The sequence below is a fragment of the Pelomonas margarita genome, from assembly GCF_043555875.1.
Classification (GTDB): domain Bacteria; phylum Pseudomonadota; class Gammaproteobacteria; order Burkholderiales; family Burkholderiaceae_C; genus Pelomonas; species Pelomonas margarita.
Genome location: NZ_JBIGHW010000001.1, coordinates 199,270 through 216,034 on the forward strand (window position 1 = coordinate 199,270; position 16,765 = coordinate 216,034).

Below are 16,765 nucleotides of genomic sequence, written 5' to 3' on the forward strand. Positions count from 1 at the left end.
CGTCCTTGTCTTTTGTTGTCAGGCGGCCGGGTCCTGCCCGAAGAAGTCCGCCAGCAGCCGGTACATCGCCGGCGCCTCGGCGCGCATGGCGGCCGGGGCGACGAAGAAAGCCTCGACAGCCACGGCGAAGAACTCCTCGACCGCCTCGCCGCCGTAGGGGTCGATCAGCGTTTCCTCGCCCGCGTCGAGGCGGGCACAGAACTTCTCCCACTCGGCGTCGATGACGTCGATCCAGCGCTCGCGCGCCGCGGAGTCCAGCGGCGGCACGCCGTCGGCCACGCCGTCGCGCATGTCGATGACGTGGGCGAACTCGTGGATGACGACGTTGAACACCGCGTCAGCCCCGAACTGGGCGGGGTCGTCGCTGACGGCGATGGCCTGCCAGGCGAGCATCAGCGGGCCGCCTTCCATCGCCTCGCCGGCCAGTTCCTCGTCGTACTCGTGGACGACGCCGTCCTCATCCTGAAAGCTGCGCTGCGCGACGACCTCGCCGGCATGCATGACGATGCCAACAAAGCCGTCGTACCAGGACAGCCCCAGCCGCAGCACCGGCAGGCAGGCCTGCGCCGCGACGGCGACGGCCACTTCGTCGGTGACCTCGAAGCCGTCGACGCCGTGGAACTCCTTGGTCGCAAGGAACAGGCTGCACAGCCGACGCAGCTCGGCGAGATCGTTCGCGCTGCGCCGAGTCAGGAAGGGATAGCGCAGCAGCGTCAGCTGCCACAGCGCCTCGGGAATGGCATGGCGCTGGACGGCGCGTTGCTCGCGCCAGTTCCTGATGACCCGCAGGATCACAGCGGCAGCCGTTGCAGGCCAGCAGCGGACAGGCGGATCACGTCGCCGCGAGGCGGCGTGGCCTCGAAGTCCCAGTCCGACAGCACGACGCGGCGCAGCTCGTCGCCCAGGTCGTGCTCGGCCGGGCGGTGTGTGTGGCCGTGGATCAGCGTCGTGGCGCCCGCCTCGCGCAGCAGCGCGCGGCAGGCGTCGGCATCGAGGTCGGTGGCCATCAGCTGGGTGGTCTGCGAAGCCCGGCTCTGTTCGCGCGCGTGGCGGCCGAAGGCCTGGCGCTCGGTCAGCGGCTTGGCGAGAAAGCCCGCTTGCCAGGCGGCCGAGCGGCTCGTCGCGCGCCAGGCTTGGTAGCCGGCGTCAGCCAGGCACTGTGCGTCGCCGTGCGCCAGCAGCCAGCGCTGGCCGAAGGCGATCAGTACGGTGGGGTCGGGCAGGGCGGTCATGCCGGCGTCGGCCAGCAGCTCGGTGCCGACCAGGAAGTCGCGGTTGCCAGCCATGAAGAACAGGTCCCGCCGCTGCGATGCCGCGCGCAGCATCGTCACGACACCGGCCTCAAAGGGGTCGTGGCGGGCGTCATCGCCCACCCAGACCTCGAAAATGTCGCCCAGCAGCAGCACGGCATCGGCCGTGGTCCGGGTGAGGTGCGCCTCCAGCCGGGCCAGCGTGCCCGGCGTGTCCGGCCCCAGGTGCAGGTCGGACAGCAGGTCCACCTGCTGCCACTGCACCGGCGCCGTCAGCGTGTGGATCAAACCTCGACGGCCTTCTCGATGACCACGGCCTCGACCGGCACGTCATCATGGAAGCCGGAGCGGCCAGTCTTGACCTTCTCGATCTTGTCGACGATGTCCTGGCCCTCGACGACCTTGCCGAACACGGCATAGCCCCAGCCCGACGGGCTCTCGGACTTGAAGTCCAGGAAGCCGTTGTTCGTCGTGTTGATGAAGAACTGCGCCGTGGCCGAGTGCGGCGCGTTGGTGCGCGCCATGGCCAGCGTGTAGTGGGCGTTCTTCAGGCCGTTGTTGGCCTCGTTCTGGATGGGAGCCTCGGTGGGCTTTTGCTTCATGCCCTGCTCGAAGCCGCCGCCCTGGATCATGAAGCCCTTGATGACGCGGTGGAACACCGTGCCGTCGTAGTGGCCGGCGCGCACGTACTGCAGGAAGTTGGCGACGGACAGCGGCGCCTTCTCGGCGTCCAGCTCGATGAGGATGTCGCCGTGGTTGGTGGTGAGTTTGACTTGGCTCATTTTTTGACAGGCTCGACGAGAGCCTTGGTGATGAAGATGGGCTTGAGGGGCAGATTTTCGTGGATGCCGCGGGCCGCTGTTTCAGCTGTGCGAATCTTGTCGACGACGTCCATGCCCTCGACCACCTGGCCGAACACCGCGTAGCCGCTGCGCGGATTGGCCGGGTCGGCGTCGAGGTAGGGGTTGTCGACGACGTTGATGAAGAACTGCGACGTTGCGGAATTGGGGTCGCCTGTGCGGGCCATGGCGATGCTGCCGCGCAGGTTGGACAGGCCGTTGCTCGCCTCCAGCGGGATGGGCGGCTTGGTCGGGCGCTGGTTCAGCTTGGCGTCGTAGCCGCCGGTCTGCACCATGAAGCTCGGAATGACGCGGTGGAAGATGACGCCGTTGTAGTGGCCGGCCTTCACGTACTGCAGGAAGTTTGCGACCGACTTGGGCGCCTTCTCGGCATTGAGCTCGATGCGGATGTCGCCTTCGCTGGTCTGCAGCTTGACGGTCTGGGCCGAGGCGCTGGCGGCGACCAGCAGCGCGGCAAGGAGGAGGGCGGTCTTGGTCATGCGGGAGTTCAGCGGGTCTTGTGGGAGGTGGTCAGCGCCAGCGTAGCGCTGATCTTGCCGGCCAGCGCATCGCTGGGCGCGAGGGCCAGCTTCTGCGCGCGCTGGTAGGCGCGCAGCGCCAGGCGCATCAGCACGTCGCCCAGATTCTCCTGGGCCTGCGCATGGTCGGGCTGCAGGCGCAGCGCCTGCTCCAGCGCGGCCTGGGCCTGGTCCAGCTCGCCGGCCGCTGCATGCAGCACGGCCAGGTTGTTGTAGGGGTCGGCGAGGTCGGGGAAGTCCTGCGTCAGCCGCGTGAAGATCGACTTGGCCTTGGCGTTGTCGCCCAGTTCCATGCGCATGACGCCGAGCGCGAAGCGCAGTTGCAGGTCGTCCGGCGTGCGCGTCAGGGCTTGCTCGATCTGCTCGACGGCCTGCGTCTTCTGGCCGGCCAGCCACAGACGCTGAGCGGCCGCCACATCGTTGGCGTGCGCGGGGGCTGCGGCCAGGGCGGCGAGCAGCACCAGGGAGTGAAGGGTCAGGCGCATGAGGGTTGTGGTGGAGGCGGCAAAAGGGGTGGCCGCTATACTGAAACGATTCTATGAGCCCCGCCTGGTCGGCCCCGGTGCGGGGCTTCTTGTTGGTGGCTTGCTCTTGAGGTCGCCCCTCGTTTTCCGTCTCATGTCTCTGCGCGTCCACAACTCCCTCAGCCGCACTCTCGAAGACTTCAAGCCGCTCGTGCCTGGCCAGGTGCGCATGTACGTGTGCGGCATCACGGTCTACGACTTGTGCCACATGGGGCACCTGCGCATGAACATGGCGTTTGACGTCATCTACCGCTGGCTGCGCGCCAGCGGCTATGCCGTCACTTATGTGCGCAACGTGACGGACATCGACGACAAAATCATCAAGCGCGCGGTCGAGCGCGGCATCACCATCCGCCAGCTCACCGAGGAGATGACGGCCGCGATGCACGAGGATTTCGCCGCCGTTGGCTTGGCTGCCCCCGACCATGAGCCGCGCGCGACGGAGTACGTGCCGCAGATGCTGTCGTTGATCGAGCGTCTGGAGGAGCGAGGCCTGGCCTATCGCGCCGAAGGCGGCGACGTGAATTACGCGGTGCGCAAGTTCGACGGCTACGGCAAGCTGAGTGGCAAGAGCATCGACGACCTGCGTGCCGGCGAGCGTGTGGCCGTGGACGACGGGAAGCTGGACCCTCTGGACTTCGTGCTGTGGAAGGCCGCCAAGGCCGAGGAACCGGCCGACGCGAAGTGGGCCGCCTCGTTCGGCGAAGGCCGCCCGGGCTGGCACATCGAGTGCTCGGCAATGAGCTGCGCGCTGCTCGGCGAGAGCTTTGACATCCATGGCGGCGGCGCTGACCTGCAGTTTCCGCACCACGAGAATGAGATCGCGCAGAGCGAGGGCGCTGGCTACGGCTTCGCGACCTACTGGCTGCACAACGGCTTCCTGAACGTCGACGGCGAGAAGATGTCCAAGAGTCTGGGCAATTTCTTCACCATCCGCGACGTGCTGAATAAGTTCGACGGCGAGACGCTGCGCTTCTTCATGCTGCGCACGCACTACCGCCGGCCGTTCAACTTCAGCGACTCGCACCTGGAAGACGCGCGCACCGCGCTGACGCGCCTGTACACGGCGCTGGACGCGGTGCCGCCCGCCGACGTCGTCATCGACTGGAACGAGCCCAGCGCTGCCACCTTCAAGGCCGCGATGGACGAGGACTTCGGTACCCCGGGCGCCGTGGCCGTGCTGTTCGACCTCGTCAACGAGGTCAACCGCGACCGCTCGCCGCAGAAGGCTGGGCTGCTGAAGGCGCTGGCCGGCGTGCTGGGCGTGCTGCAGCAGGCGCCGCGCGCCTATCTGCAGGGCGGGTCCGGCGGCGATGACACGGCGTGGATCGACGAGCGCATCGCCGCGCGCGCCGCCGCCAAGGCCGCGAAGGACTTTGCCGGTGCCGACGCCATCCGCGCCGAGCTGTCGGCCAAGGGCATCACGTTGAAGGATGGTGCCGGCGGCACGACCTGGGTCAAGAGCTGATGGCCACCAAGACCCCCGCCGAGGTCACGCCCGACTATTGGGACGAGGCCTGCAAGCACCTGGTCAAGCGCGACCGGGTCTTGAAGAAACTCATCCCGCAGTTCGGCGAGGCCCGCCTGCAGAGCCGCGGCGACGCCTTCGCGACGCTGGCCCGTTCCATCGTCGGCCAGCAGATCTCGGTCAAGTCGGCGCAGTCGGTATGGCATCGCTGGTCGGCCCTGATGCCCAGGCTGCAGCCGGCCGCCGTGCTGGCGCTGGACGTCGAGGCGCAGCGCGGCGCCGGCCTGTCGGCGCGCAAGGTCGACTACCTGCGCGACCTGGCGGAGCATTTCAGCTCGGGCCAGGTCCATGTGCGCCAGTGGGCGCAGATGGACGACGAGGCCATCGTCGAGGAACTTGTCGCCATCCGTGGCATCGGCCGCTGGACGGCCGAGATGTTCCTCATCTTTCACCTGATGCGTCCCAACGTGATGCCGCTGGACGACGTCGGCCTTCTGAAGGGCATCAGCGAAAATTACTTCTCCGGAGAGCCTGTCTCCCGGGCCGAGGCGCGCGAGGTCGGGGACGCCTGGGCGCCCTACCGTTCCGTCGCCGTTTGGTACATTTGGCGCAGCCTCGATCCGCTACCTGTGGACTACTGATGAGCAAAAAACACTTCCTGGAATTTGAGCAGCCCATCGCTGAACTCGAGACCAAGATCGAAGAACTGCGCTATGTGCAGAGCGAGTCGGCCGTCGACATCTCCGAGGAGATCGACCGCCTCTCCAAGAAAAGCCAGCAGCTGACCAAGGAGGTCTACTCCAACGTCGCGCCCTGGCAGGTCTACCAGATCGCCCGCCACCCGCAGCGCCCGCAGACGCTGGATTACTGCTCGGAGGTCTTCACCGAGTTCCAGGAGCTGCACGGCGACCGGCACTTCGCGGACGACGCCGCCATCGTTGGCGGCATCGCGCGCTTCAACGGCCAGGCCTGCATGGTCATCGGCCACCAGCGCGGCAGCGACGCCAAGGAGCGCACGCTGCGCAACTTCGGCATGCCGCGCCCCGAGGGCTATCGCAAGGCGCTGCGCCTGATGAAGCTGGCCGAGAAGTTCGGCCTGCCCGTGTTCACGTTTATCGACACCATGGGCGCCTATCCCGGCATCGGTGCTGAGGAGCGCGGCCAGTCCGAGGCGATCGGCCGCAACATCCTCGAGATGGCGCAGCTGGAAGTGCCTATCATCGCCACCGTCATCGGCGAGGGCGGCTCCGGCGGTGCACTGGCCATCGGCGTGGCCGACCAGGTGCTGATGCTGCAGTTCGCGGCCTACTCCGTCATCTCGCCCGAAGGCTGCGCCTCCATCCTGTGGAAGAGCAGCGAGCGTGCGTCCGACGCGGCCGAGGCCCTGGGCATCACGGCCCACCGCCTGAAGGCCATGGGCCTGATCGACAAGATCGTCAGCGAACCGGTTGGCGGTGCCCACCGTGACGGCAAGCAGATGGCGTCCAACCTGAAGCGCGCGCTCAGTGATGCGCTGCGTCAGGTCAGTGACCTCAAGACTCGCGAGCTGCTGGACCGCCGCTACGAGCGCGTCCAGGCTTATGGCCGCTACAGCGACACCAAGAATCGCTGAGAACGACCTCGTCGCGGTCGCCTTCAGTGGCGGCCTCGACTCCACGGCTCTGTTGCACACCGCCACCCGCTCGGGGGCGCGCGTGCTGGCGCTGCATGTGCACCACAGCCTGCAGCCACAGGCGGATCACTGGGTTGCGCATTGCGAGCAGGTCGCGCGTGATTTCGGGGCTGCCTTTGCCTGCATGCGGTTGAGCGGCGCGCCCGCAGTGGGCGACAGCATCGAGGCCTGGGCCCGCGACGGGCGACACCGCGCACTGCATGACATGACCGTCGAGGCCGGCGGTGACCTGCTGCTGCTCGCCCACCATCGCCAGGACCAGGCCGAGACCTTTCTGCTGCAGGCCATGCGGGGGGCAGGTCTTGCCGGCCTCGCGGGCATGCCCCGGGCGCAGTGGCGTGACGGCCTGTGCTGGGCGCGGCCGTGGCTGGATCAGCCGCGCGCGCTGATCCATGCATACGCCGCTCACCACGGGCTGCGCTGGATCGAGGACCCCAGCAACGACGACGGCCGTTTTGCGCGCAACCGTTTGCGCCAGGCGGTGTGGCCGGCATTTCCGGCCGCGGAGGCGGGCCTGGTCCAGGCCGCGCGCTGGGCCCAGCAGGCCAACGCGTTGGTGGCCGAGATCGCCACTGAGGATCTGGCGCGGCTGGTCCGCGCCGACAGGCTGGATCTGGCGGCGCTGGCCCAGCTGTCGCCGGCCCGCGCCAGCAATGCGTTGCGGGCCTGGCTCGCGACGCACACGGACGCGCCCGCGAGCCTGGTCGAGCGCCTGTTGGCCGAATGGCAGCCGGGTGCGACACAGGCCTGGCCCGCCCCGGGCGGAGCGCTGCATGCCTACCGAGACGGTCTTTTTTGGGCGACCCCGACCGCGCAGCCGCCGGCACCTGGGACTGTGGACCTGAGCCGTCCGGGGCTGCATCCGCAGCCCGGCTGGGGTGGCGCCTGGCTGGTACAGGCCGGCGAGCCGGGCATCGCGCCCCTGCGGCTGGCGCGGTTGACGCAGCGGGCGCGCGCAGGCGCCGAGCAGTTCCAGCGTGCGCCGGACTCCGCGTTGCGCAGCCTGAAGAAAGCCTGCCAGGAGGCCGGCCTGCCGCCCTGGCGGCGGGGAGGGCCGCTGCTGTTTGACACGGCGGAGCAACTCATCGCCGTGTCCGGGCTGGGCATGGACGCGCGTGCCTTCGCCGAAAAAGATGAGCCGGCGCTGTCTCTACGCTGGCTGGACGACTCCGCCTTGCCTCAGCGCGAAGGCGTGCGCGAATCAGCCGCATAAAATCAGGGGTTTGCGAGTGTGCCGTCCCGGCCGCTCCTTCTTCAGCCTTCGCGAAAAACATGGCTCTGATCGTCCACAAGTACGGCGGCACCTCGATGGGGTCCACCGATCGCATCCGCAACGTCGCCAAGCGCGTCGCCAAATGGGTGCGTGCCGGCCACCAGATGGTGGTCGTGCCCTCGGCCATGAGCGGCGAGACAAACCGACTGCTGGGCCTGGCCAAGGAGCTGTCGCCTGCCAAGCACACGCCGGCCCTGGCCCGTGAGCTCGATGCGATCGCCGCGACCGGCGAGCAGGTGTCCGTCGGGCTGTTGGCCATCGCGCTGCAGGCCGAGGGTCTGGAATCGGTGAGTTACGCCGGCTGGCAGGTGCCAGTGGCTACCGATTCGTCCTATACCAAGGCCCGTATCGAGAGCATCGACGACAAGCGCGTGCGTGCCGATCTGGCCGCGGGCAAGGTCGTCGTCATCACGGGCTTCCAGGGCATCGACCCCGAAGGCAACGTCACCACGCTGGGCCGCGGCGGCTCCGACACGTCGGCCGTGGCGATCGCCGCGGCGATGAAGGCCGCCGAATGCCTGATCTACACCGACGTGGACGGCGTTTACACCACCGACCCGCGCGTGGTGCCCGAGGCGCGCCGCCTCAGCACCATCACGTTCGAGGAAATGCTGGAAATGGCCTCGCTGGGCTCCAAGATCCTGCAGATCCGCTCGGTGGAATTCGCCGGGAAGTACAAGGTGCCGCTGCGCGTGCTGTCCAGCTTCACGCCCTGGGATATCGACATCAATGAAGAGGCCGCATCCGGCACGCTGATCACTTTCGAAGAGGACGAGAACATGGAACAAGCCGTCGTTTCGGGCATTGCCTTCAACCGTGACGAGGCCAAGGTGACGCTGCTGGGCGTGCCCGACAAGCCTGGCATCGCCTTCCAGATCCTGGGCCCCGTGGCCGAGGCCAACATCGACATCGACGTCATCATCCAGAACGTCTCCCATGACGGGAAGACCGACTTCTCGTTCACCGTGCACCGCAACGACTACGCGCGCACGATGGAGCTGCTGCAGGGCACCGTGGGCCCGGCGACCAACGCGGCCAAGGTCGCGGGCGATCCGAAGATCTGCAAGGTCTCCATCGTCGGCATCGGCATGCGCTCGCATGTCGGCGTGGCCAGCAAGATGTTCCGCGCGCTGTCGGAGGAGGGCATCAACATCCAGATGATCTCCACCAGCGAGATCAAGACCAGCGTCGTCATCGACGAGAAGTACATGGAGCTCGCCGTGCGCGCGCTGCACAAGGCCTTCGATCTGGATCAGGACGCGGCGAACGCCTGAGTTTTCCGAGCGAGCCCGAAATCCTGATATAGAATGCAGGGCTTCGCCGGAGTCGTGACCGAGTGGCCGAAGGTGCTCCCCTGCTAAGGGAGTATGTGGGCAAAACCTGCATCGAGGGTTCGAATCCCTCCGACTCCGCCAAAACCCCAAAGCCCGTCCTCGTGACGGGCTTTGTCTTTTCCGGGTGGCTTTTCCTGCCTGGCCTCAGGCGTAGCGCGTCGCGCGGCCTTCGCGAACAAAGGCCCACAGCTGCAGGCCCAAGCGTCGGGCGGTCTCGATGGCCAGGCTGCTCGGGGCCGATGTGCACGCCAGCAGCCCGATCCCCGCCATGGCGGCCTTGTGCACCAGCTCGAAGCTGGCGCGGCTGGACGTCAGCACGAAGCCGCGCTGTGCTGGCTCGCCGCGCCGGGCGAGCGCCCCGCAGAGCTTGTCCAGCGCGTTGTGCCGGCCGATGTCCTCGCGGGCCAGCACCATTTCGCCATCCGGCAGGCACCAGGCCGCCGCATGCAGGCCGCCGCAGCGTGCGTTCAGGGGTTGTGCCGCCGGCAGGGCAGCCCATGCGCGGGCGAGGGCGTCGTCAGCCAGTAGCGGTGGCGTGACCGGGCCGGGGCGCACCGCAGTCAGCTGCGCCAGGCTCTCTATGCCGCACAGGCCGCAGCCGGTGCGGCCCGCCAGGGTGCGGCGGCGCTGTTTCAGGCGCTGCTCGCAGGCTGCCGTCACGGTCATCGCCAGTTCGAGGCCCTCGGGCTGCGGGCTGACCTCCAGTTCCAGCAACTCGTGGCGCGACGCGAACCAGCCCTCGGCGATGCCGAAGCCCAGCGCGAAGTCTTCCAGGTCGGCCGGTGTGGCGAGCATGACGGCCTGGGAGATGCCGTTGACCGTCAGTGCCACGGGCATTTCCACCGCCACGTCCTCGTTGTCCGCGGCGCCGGCGGGGCGCAGGCGGAGCAGGGCGGGGGTGTGCATGGCCGCCATGATAGGAGGCGCGGATGCGCTGCGATGATGGGCGGGCCCATCGCTCCGACTGCTCGACGCCGTGTACCTACCCCAGCACTTCGCCTCTGCCGATCTCGATCACGCGCTGCGCCTCGTCGCGGAGCACCCGCTGGCGCTGATCGTCGGCCCGGATGCGGCGGGAGAGAGCTTTGGCAGCCATCTGCCGCTGGTGGCCGTGCCCGCCGACGACGGCCTGGTGCTGGAGGGCCACATGGCGCGTGCCAACCCGCACTGGGGCTGGCTGTCGCAGCAGCGCTCGCTGCTGGCCGTGTTCAGCGGCCCCAGCGCCTACGTGAGCCCCTGTCACTACGACGCACTGAAGAATGTGCCGACATGGAACTACGCAGCTTTGCATGCTTACGGCGACATCGAGTTGATCGACGGTGCTGCCGACAAGGACGCCCTGCTGAAGCGGCTGATCGCCCGCTTCGAGCCCGACTACGCCGAGCAGTGGCGGGGCTTGCCCGAGGCCTACCAGCACCAGCTGCTGGGCGCCATCGTGGGCTTTCGCCTCCGCGTGACGCGCTGGGAGCTGAAGCTGAAGATGAGTCAGAACCGCGCGGCCACGGAGCGCCAGCGCATCCGCGAGGCGCTGGGGGCGTCGGCGTCTGCGGACGACAGGCGGGTCGCCGAGTGGATGGCGCGGCTGGCGGGCTGAGCCGGCAGCTGCCCGAGGGAATAGTGCCCGGCAATCGCTCAGCGGCCTGAGCCGATGCTGGCCGGCCGGGGCGCTACCGTCCGCTCGCCATCTGGCAGGACGAACGAGAACGCGCATGAACGAGACCGCCCGCCCACAGGCCCTGCGTTGCCGCAGCTTGGTGCTGGCCGCCGCACTGGCCCTGGCCTTGCCGGTGCCGTTTGTGAGGGCCGCCGGCGCGGTCGCTGCGCCGGCGGCCGCCCTGGCAGACACCGGGCCGCGCTGGGGCTTCGAGCTGTCGCATCGCACGCCCGACCCGGCCGTGCGTTTCGGCCGCCTGCCTAACGGGCTGCGCTACGCCCTGCAGCACAACGAGACGCCCAAGGACGGTGTGGCCATGCGCCTGCGCATCGGCTCGGGCGCGCTGCAGGAGCGCGACGAGGAGCGCGGGCTGTCCCACTTCCTGGAGCACATGGCCTTTCGCGGCAGTGCATTCGTGCCGGACGGCGAGGTGGTGCGCAAGCTGGAGCGCCAGGGTCTGCGTTTCGGGGCCGACACCAACGCCTCCACAGGGCTGGACCAGACGATCTACCACTTCAACTTTCCCAAGGCCGACGCCGCCGCGCTGGAGACGGGGCTGATGCTGTTCCGCGAGATCGGCGACCGGCTGACGCTGGACCCGCAGCTCATCGAGCAGGAGAAGGGCGTCATCCTGGCCGAGGAGCGGGTGCGCGACGTGCCCATGCGCCGCGCAGCACTCGCGCAAGCGCAGCAGCAGTTAGAAGGCACGCGCGTGGCGCAGCGCCTGCCCATGGGCCGCACCGAGACCGTCCAGGCGGCCACCGCCGAGCGCCTGCGCCGCTACTACACGGCCAACTACCGGCCCGACAACGCCACGTTGATCGTCGTGGGCAACATCGACGTGGACGCGGTGGAGCGCCAGATCCGCGAGCACTTTGCCGATTGGCGCAACGCCACGCCGCCCGACGCGCCCGACCTGGGCGTGGCCACGCCGACGCGGCCCGTCGTCGAGTACGTGGCCGCAGACGCGCCTGGTGCGCTCACGCTCAGCTGGCTGCTGCCGCTGGACGTGCGGCCGCACACGCCGGCGGTGTCGCGCGAGTTCCTCGTGCAGGGGCTGGCCGTCAGCGCGCTCAACCAGCGCCTGAGCGATCGCGCGCAGCAGCCGGGCAGCCCGCTGCTCGGTGCTGTGGCCAGCGTGCAGGCGTCCGTCTACGGCGTCACGGGTCTGGCCCAGCTGTCGGTGCGGGCCCAGCCGGGGCGCTGGACTGACGCGCTGGACGCGGCCGTGGCCGAGTTGCGGCAACTGCTGGCCCATGGCGTGACGGCGGCCGACATGCAGCGCCTGCTGCCGGGCTTGCGCAGCCAGATGCAGACCCGGCTGGCGCAGGAGCCGACGCGGCCGCATGCGGCCATTGCGGACCGGCTGCTCAACGCGGTCCACCCGCAAGTACCCTACCTGAGCGCGCAGCAGGCGCTGGCCGAGACGGAGCCTCTGCTGGTGACGCTGCAGCCAGAGGAGCTGACCGCCGCGCTGCAACGCTGCTTCGGGGGCGCCGGGCCGCTGCTGTTCCGCAGCGACAAGTCCGGTGCCTTCGGGGTGGAGAAGGTGGCGCAGCGGCTGACCGAGGCGATGACGCGGCCGATCGCCGAACCGGCGCTCGCCGCGGTCGCGGACTGGCCCTACACGGACTTCGGCCCGCCCAGCGCCATCGTGACCCGCGCGCAGGACGCCGAACTGGGCACGACCCATGTCCAGTTCGCCAACGGCACGCGCCTGGTCATCAAGAGCAGCTCGGTGCATAAGGACCGGGTGGACGTGCGGGTGCAGCTGGGCCAGGGGCGCGCCGGCATCGCGGCCAAGGATTGGCACGCTATCTGGGCGCTGGGCTATGCGCTGCCCATGGGCGGCACCGCGCAGCGGTCGGCCGCGGAGATCCGGCAGTGGCGGCAGCGCAGCGGCCAGCGCACGGAACTCAGCGCCGGTGTGGGGCAGCACGCCTTCACGCTGTCGGGCACGACCCGCCCCGCTGACCTGATGAGCCAGCTGCAGCTGCTGGCCGCGCATGTGCGCGAGCCCGGCTTCCGGCCGGAGTTTGGTGAGAAGCTGGCCGCGCTCGGCGGCTCGCAGGTGGCGTCGCTGGAGGATCAGCCCGCCGCCGTGCATGCGCGCGAGGTGGCGCGCGTCATGAACCGGGGCGATGCGCGTCTGGGCCTCTCGCCTCGCGCCGCCGATGTGAGGGCCACGCGGGCCGACCAGTTGCCCGCCCTGCTGAAGCCGGCGCTGGACAGCGCCCCTGACATCGTCATCGTCGGCGACGTGACGGCAGAGGCCGCCATCGCCGCCGTGCAGGCCACCTTCGGCGCGGGCGACGAGCGGCCGAGGCTGCCGCGTGCCGTGCTGAAGGCCGATCCCGTGGCGGGCGGCGGCGCGCCCTACGTGGTCACGCATCGCGGTCGGGCTGACCAGGCGGTGCTGGGCTGGTACTGGGCCATGCCGGACCACTGGGCCGACCCGGCACTCGCCTACACCGGCCAAGTGGCCGGCGCGCTGCTGCGGGCCCGCCTGACGGACAGCGTGCGCGCCCGACTCGGCCTCACCTACTCGCCGCTGGCGGGGGGCTTTGCATCGATGGACGTGCCGGGCGCGGGGCGCTTTTTCGTGAGCCTCGAATTGGCGCCCGAGAAGTTTGACGCTGTGCGCGATTGGCTCCGCGCGCAACTGCAGGAGCTGGCCAGCCAGCCTGTTAGCGCCGACGAGCTGCAACGCGCGTTGCAGCCCCGGCTGGAGAGCGCGTTGAAAGAGCCCGAGAACCCGGCGTACTGGGTCAACTGGTTGGCCCGTATCCAGGCCGACCCGCGCATGAAGGCCGCGATGCAGGACGAGGTCGCAGGCCTGCGTGCCGTGACGGCGGCCAGCGTGCAGGCCTACTTCCGGGATCACATCGCGGCGCGCGCGCCCGTCGAGGTGCTCGCCCGCGCTGCCGGGTCTTAGCTCAAGGCTGGACCGCCTCGCCCAGCGCACGCCGCAAAGCCATGGCGGCGTGCGGTGCGCGTTCCTTGGCGCCGCTGATGAAGAACAGGAACACGTCGCGTGGCGCTGTCATCGGTGCCGGTAGTTCGATGCGCGGCAGGCCCGCGGGCTCGCCACCCGCCGCCCAGGTTTGCGCTGCGGCGGCCAGCGCGGGGAAGACCTCGGGCTGGCAGCCCAACGGCTCGTTGGAGACCGTGCGCATGATGCGGGTGTAGACGAAGTCGGCCGTGGGCTCGGCGATGGCCGGGTAGTCGTCGGACTCCGTGAACACCGTTGCCACCCGGTGCTGCCGCGCCAGCACGCGGCGCTGCGTCGCGAAGCGGATCGCCTTCAGCGAGAACTGGAAGCTGTCGGGCGATTCCTGGCGCCACTTGGCAAAAGTGGCTGGCTTCTGCGCTCCGTAGTAGGTGCTGTTGATCTCGATGGCAGTGAGCCGGCGGCTGGCGTACTCCAGCTCGCGCGCCTGCGGCCAGCCCTTGGGATAGAAGTTGTCGCGCCAGGGCTCGAAGTTCCAGCCGCCGATGCCGACCCGGATCTTTCCTTCGCTCACGCTGCCTCCGCGCCGATGGCTGTATGGAAAGCCAGTTTATCGGCATGCTGCCGCGTGACACAAAAAAGCCGGCGTTGAGCCGGCTTCGAGATTGGGGCTTACATACCCGCGTAGTTCGGCCCGCCGCCGCCCTCGGGCGTGACCCAGACGATGTTCTGCGTCGGGTCTTTGATGTCGCAGGTCTTGCAGTGCACGCAGTTCTGCGCGTTGATCTGCAGGCGCTCGCCGCTGCCGCCTTCGTTGGGCACGTACTCGTACACGCCGGCGGGGCAGTACCGGCTCTCCGGGCCGGCGAACTTCGCGAGGTTGATCTGCACCGGCACCGCGTCGCTCTTCAGCGTCAGGTGGGCGGGCTGGTTCTCCTCGTGGTTGGTGTTGGAGATGAACACCGACGACAGGCGGTCGAAGCTCAGTTTGCCGTCCGGCTTGGGGTAGGCGATGGGCTGGCACTCGGCAGCGGGGCGCAGGGCCAGGTGGTCGGCCTTGTGGTTGTGCAGCGTCCATGGCGGCGTGGCGACGCCCAGCTTGGGCAGCAGCCACTGCTCGATGCCGGTCATCAGCTTGCCCACCGTCTGACCCTTCTTGAACCAGAGCTTGAAGTTGCGGGTCTGCTGCAGCTCCTCGTTCAACCAGCTCTTCTCGAAGGCTTCGGGGTAGGCCGTCAGCTCGTCCTGCGCGCGACCGGCGTCCAGCGCCGGGGCCAGCGCTTCGGCGGCCAGCATGCCGCTCTTGATGGCTGCATGGCTGCCCTTGATGCGGGCGGCGTTCAGGTAGCCGGCGTCGCAGCCGATCAGGCAGCCGCCTGGGAACACCGTCTTGGGCAGGGCCTGCGGCGTGCCGTTGTTGATGGCACGTGCACCGTAGCCGATGCGCTTGCCGCCTTCGATGTGGGCGCGGATGGCCGGGTGGGTCTTCCAGCGCTGCATCTCCTCGAAGGGGCTCAGGTAGGGGTTGTCGTAGTCCAGGCCGATGACGAAGCCCAGCGTGACCTTGTTGCCGTCCAGGTGGTACAGGAAGCCGCCGCCGAAGGTGTCGCCTTCCATCGGCCAGCCGGCCGTGTGCACGACCTTGCCGGGCTGCGCCTTGTCAGCCGGGATCTCCCACAGTTCCTTGATGCCGATGGCAAAGGTCTGCGTGTCCTTGCCCGCGGTCAGGTCGTACTTGGCCAGCAGCTGCTTGCCCAGGTGGCCGCGCGCGCCTTCGGCGAAGACGGTGTACTTGCCCAGCAGTTCCATGCCGAGCTGGAAGTTGTCGCCGGGCTCGCCTTCCTTGGTGATGCCCATGTTGCCCGTGGCCACGCCCTTCACGCGGCCCTGCTCGTCGTAGACCACCTCGGCTGCAGCGAAGCCGGGGAAGATCTCGATGCCCAGGCTTTCGGCCTGCTGCGCCATCCACTTGACGACGTCGCTCAGGCTGATGACGTAGCAGCCGTCGTTGTGGAAGTTGCGCGGCACCAGGGCGTTGGGCGTGCGCGTGCTGCCGGTCTCGCTGAGGAACAGCACATCGTCGCCGGTGACCTGCTGGTTCAGCGGGGCGCCCAGCTCCTGCCAGTTCGGGAACAGCTCGGTGATGGCGCGCGGGTCCATCACGGCGCCTGACAGGATGTGGGCGCCGGGCTCCGAGCCCTTCTCGAGAACGACGATGTTGGCGTCGGGCTTGATCTGCTTGAGGCGGATGGCCGTGGCCAGGCCGGCCGGGCCGCCACCGACGACGACAACGTCGTACTCCATGGACTCGCGCGGGCCGAACTGGGCGAGGATTTCTTCTGAGGTCATGCCGAGTCTCCGGACTTTGAAATTGGGCGCGATTCTAAGGAGGTGGAGTTGAAAATAGAACGGTCGTGCTTTTCTAGTGGCCGATCTCTAGACCGGTAGGATGGCCGCAGCTCACTCACAAGGCAGTCTCATGAGTTACTCCATCAATCTCGAAGGCCGTGTGGCCCTCGTCACCGGGGCGTCCAGCGGGCTGGGTGCGCAGTTCGCGCGCACGCTGTCGCAGGCCGGCGCCTGCGTCGTGCTGGCCGGTCGCCGCATCGAGCGGCTGAAGGATTTGCGCGCCGAGATCGAAGGCAACGGCGGCGACGCCCACGTCGTGCAGCTGGACGTCACCGACGTCGCCAGCATCAGGGCTGCCGTGGCGCACGCCGAGACCGAGGTCGGCACGCTGGACATCCTCATCAACAACTCCGGCGTCAGCACCACGCAGCGGCTCACCGACGTGACCGAAAACGACTACGACTTCGTGATGGACACCAACACGCGCGGCGCGTTCTTCGTCGCGCAGGAGGTGGGTAAGCGCATGCTGGCGCGTGCGCGCGGCGCAGCGCCGGGCTCGTTCGTTGGCGGGCGCATCGTCAATGTGGCGTCGATGGCGGGGCTGCGTGTGCTGGGCCAGATCGGCGTCTACGCGATGAGCAAGGCCGCCGTCATCCACATGACGCGCGCAATGGCGCTGGAATGGGGCAAGTACGGCATCAACGTGAATGCGATCTGCCCCGGCTACATCGACACCGAGATCAACCATCACCACTGGAGCACCGAGCAGGGCAAGAAGCTCATCGACCTGCTGCCGCGCAAGCGTGTGGGCCAGCCCCAGGACCTGGACACGGCGCTGCTGATGCTGTGCGCCAACGAGAGCCATTTCATCAATGGCGCCGTCATTCAGGCCGATGATGGGTTTGGAGTCTGA

The 16,765-nt window shown here is 68.5% G+C and carries 16 protein-coding genes and 1 tRNA gene; 9 read left to right on the forward strand and 8 right to left on the reverse strand.

All coding sequences use genetic code 11. From position 1 onward, the window contains the following. Positions 1 to 18: 18 nt before the first annotated feature. From ACG0Z3_RS00915 to ACG0Z3_RS00935, 5 genes are read right to left on the reverse strand one after another with little or no spacing between them, the layout of a single operon-like run. Positions 19 to 792 (reverse strand): M90 family metallopeptidase, encoded by a 774-nt coding sequence (locus tag ACG0Z3_RS00915; protein WP_394395357.1) that lies wholly within the window; start codon positions 790 to 792, stop codon positions 19 to 21. Continuing rightward, on the reverse strand, positions 792 to 1,538 hold the full coding sequence (locus ACG0Z3_RS00920; protein WP_394394541.1) for a UDP-2,3-diacylglucosamine diphosphatase: 747 nt from the start codon (positions 1,536 to 1,538) through the stop codon (positions 792 to 794). Before ACG0Z3_RS00920 ends, ACG0Z3_RS00915 begins: the two co-directional genes overlap by 1 nt. Then, positions 1,535 to 2,032: a peptidylprolyl isomerase gene (locus ACG0Z3_RS00925; protein WP_394394543.1), complete on the reverse strand. Its 498-nt coding sequence runs from the start codon at positions 2,030 to 2,032 to the stop codon at positions 1,535 to 1,537. The genes ACG0Z3_RS00920 and ACG0Z3_RS00925 overlap by 4 nt, the downstream gene beginning before the upstream one ends. Continuing rightward, positions 2,029 to 2,589, reverse strand: a complete 561-nt coding sequence (locus ACG0Z3_RS00930) for a peptidylprolyl isomerase (protein ID WP_394394544.1) — start codon at positions 2,587 to 2,589, stop codon at positions 2,029 to 2,031. Before ACG0Z3_RS00930 ends, ACG0Z3_RS00925 begins: the two co-directional genes overlap by 4 nt. Positions 2,590 to 2,597: 8 nt before the next feature. Next, on the reverse strand, positions 2,598 to 3,113 hold the full coding sequence (locus ACG0Z3_RS00935) for a tetratricopeptide repeat protein (protein WP_394394546.1): 516 nt from the start codon (positions 3,111 to 3,113) through the stop codon (positions 2,598 to 2,600). Positions 3,114 to 3,246: 133 nt separating this feature from the next. Between ACG0Z3_RS00935 and cysS the strand changes: the two genes are divergently transcribed. The 6 genes from cysS to ACG0Z3_RS00965 all read left to right on the forward strand — a co-directional run bounded on the left by cysS (position 3,247) and on the right by ACG0Z3_RS00965 (position 8,980). Continuing rightward, entirely contained in the window at positions 3,247 to 4,620 is a 1,374-nt protein-coding gene (cysS, locus tag ACG0Z3_RS00940; RefSeq protein ID WP_394394548.1) for a cysteine--tRNA ligase, read from the forward strand. Continuing rightward, complete coding sequence (locus ACG0Z3_RS00945; protein WP_394394550.1) at positions 4,620 to 5,261, forward strand: DNA-3-methyladenine glycosylase family protein; 642 nt, start codon at positions 4,620 to 4,622, stop codon at positions 5,259 to 5,261. The genes cysS and ACG0Z3_RS00945 overlap by 1 nt, the downstream gene beginning before the upstream one ends. Then, positions 5,261 to 6,232 carry an acetyl-CoA carboxylase carboxyltransferase subunit alpha gene (locus ACG0Z3_RS00950; RefSeq protein ID WP_394394552.1) on the forward strand — a complete coding sequence of 324 codons (972 nt, stop codon included), beginning with the start codon at positions 5,261 to 5,263 and terminating at the stop codon, positions 6,230 to 6,232. The genes ACG0Z3_RS00945 and ACG0Z3_RS00950 overlap by 1 nt, the downstream gene beginning before the upstream one ends. Further along, positions 6,201 to 7,505: a tRNA lysidine(34) synthetase TilS gene (gene tilS, locus ACG0Z3_RS00955; protein ID WP_394394554.1), complete on the forward strand. Its 1,305-nt coding sequence runs from the start codon at positions 6,201 to 6,203 to the stop codon at positions 7,503 to 7,505. The genes ACG0Z3_RS00950 and tilS overlap by 32 nt, the downstream gene beginning before the upstream one ends. Before the next feature lie 59 nt (positions 7,506 to 7,564). Beyond that, complete coding sequence (locus ACG0Z3_RS00960) at positions 7,565 to 8,839, forward strand: aspartate kinase (protein WP_394394556.1); 1,275 nt, start codon at positions 7,565 to 7,567, stop codon at positions 8,837 to 8,839. Positions 8,840 to 8,887: 48 nt separating this feature from the next. Next, positions 8,888 to 8,980, forward strand: a tRNA-Ser gene (locus tag ACG0Z3_RS00965). Between the two features lie 63 nt (positions 8,981 to 9,043). On the opposite strand, the gene fdhD is transcribed toward ACG0Z3_RS00965, so the two are convergent. Beyond that, a complete protein-coding gene (gene fdhD / locus ACG0Z3_RS00970) occupies positions 9,044 to 9,805 on the reverse strand; it encodes a formate dehydrogenase accessory sulfurtransferase FdhD (RefSeq protein ID WP_394394558.1) in 762 nt (253 codons plus the stop codon). 70 nt (positions 9,806 to 9,875) lie between these two features. Between fdhD and ACG0Z3_RS00975 the strand changes: the two genes are divergently transcribed. Both ACG0Z3_RS00975 and ACG0Z3_RS00980 read left to right on the forward strand, forming a co-directional pair. Further along, on the forward strand, positions 9,876 to 10,493 hold the full coding sequence (locus ACG0Z3_RS00975; protein WP_394394560.1) for an FMN-binding negative transcriptional regulator: 618 nt from the start codon (positions 9,876 to 9,878) through the stop codon (positions 10,491 to 10,493). A 115-nt stretch (positions 10,494 to 10,608) separates the two neighbouring features. Further along, positions 10,609 to 13,488: a M16 family metallopeptidase gene (locus tag ACG0Z3_RS00980; protein WP_394394562.1), complete on the forward strand. Its 2,880-nt coding sequence runs from the start codon at positions 10,609 to 10,611 to the stop codon at positions 13,486 to 13,488. A gap of 1 nt (position 13,489) precedes the next feature. Here the strand turns inward: ACG0Z3_RS00980 and ACG0Z3_RS00985 are convergent, their stop codons facing one another. Continuing rightward, positions 13,490 to 14,077, reverse strand: a complete 588-nt coding sequence (locus ACG0Z3_RS00985; protein WP_394394563.1) for a DUF72 domain-containing protein — start codon at positions 14,075 to 14,077, stop codon at positions 13,490 to 13,492. A 98-nt stretch (positions 14,078 to 14,175) separates the two neighbouring features. Beyond that, positions 14,176 to 15,852, reverse strand: coding sequence for an electron transfer flavoprotein-ubiquinone oxidoreductase (locus ACG0Z3_RS00990; protein ID WP_394394565.1), 1,677 nt, complete (start codon positions 15,850 to 15,852; stop codon positions 14,176 to 14,178). A gap of 130 nt (positions 15,853 to 15,982) precedes the next feature. On the opposite strand from ACG0Z3_RS00990, the gene ACG0Z3_RS00995 reads away from it, so the two are divergent. After that, complete coding sequence (locus ACG0Z3_RS00995) at positions 15,983 to 16,765, forward strand: SDR family oxidoreductase (RefSeq protein WP_394394566.1); 783 nt, start codon at positions 15,983 to 15,985, stop codon at positions 16,763 to 16,765.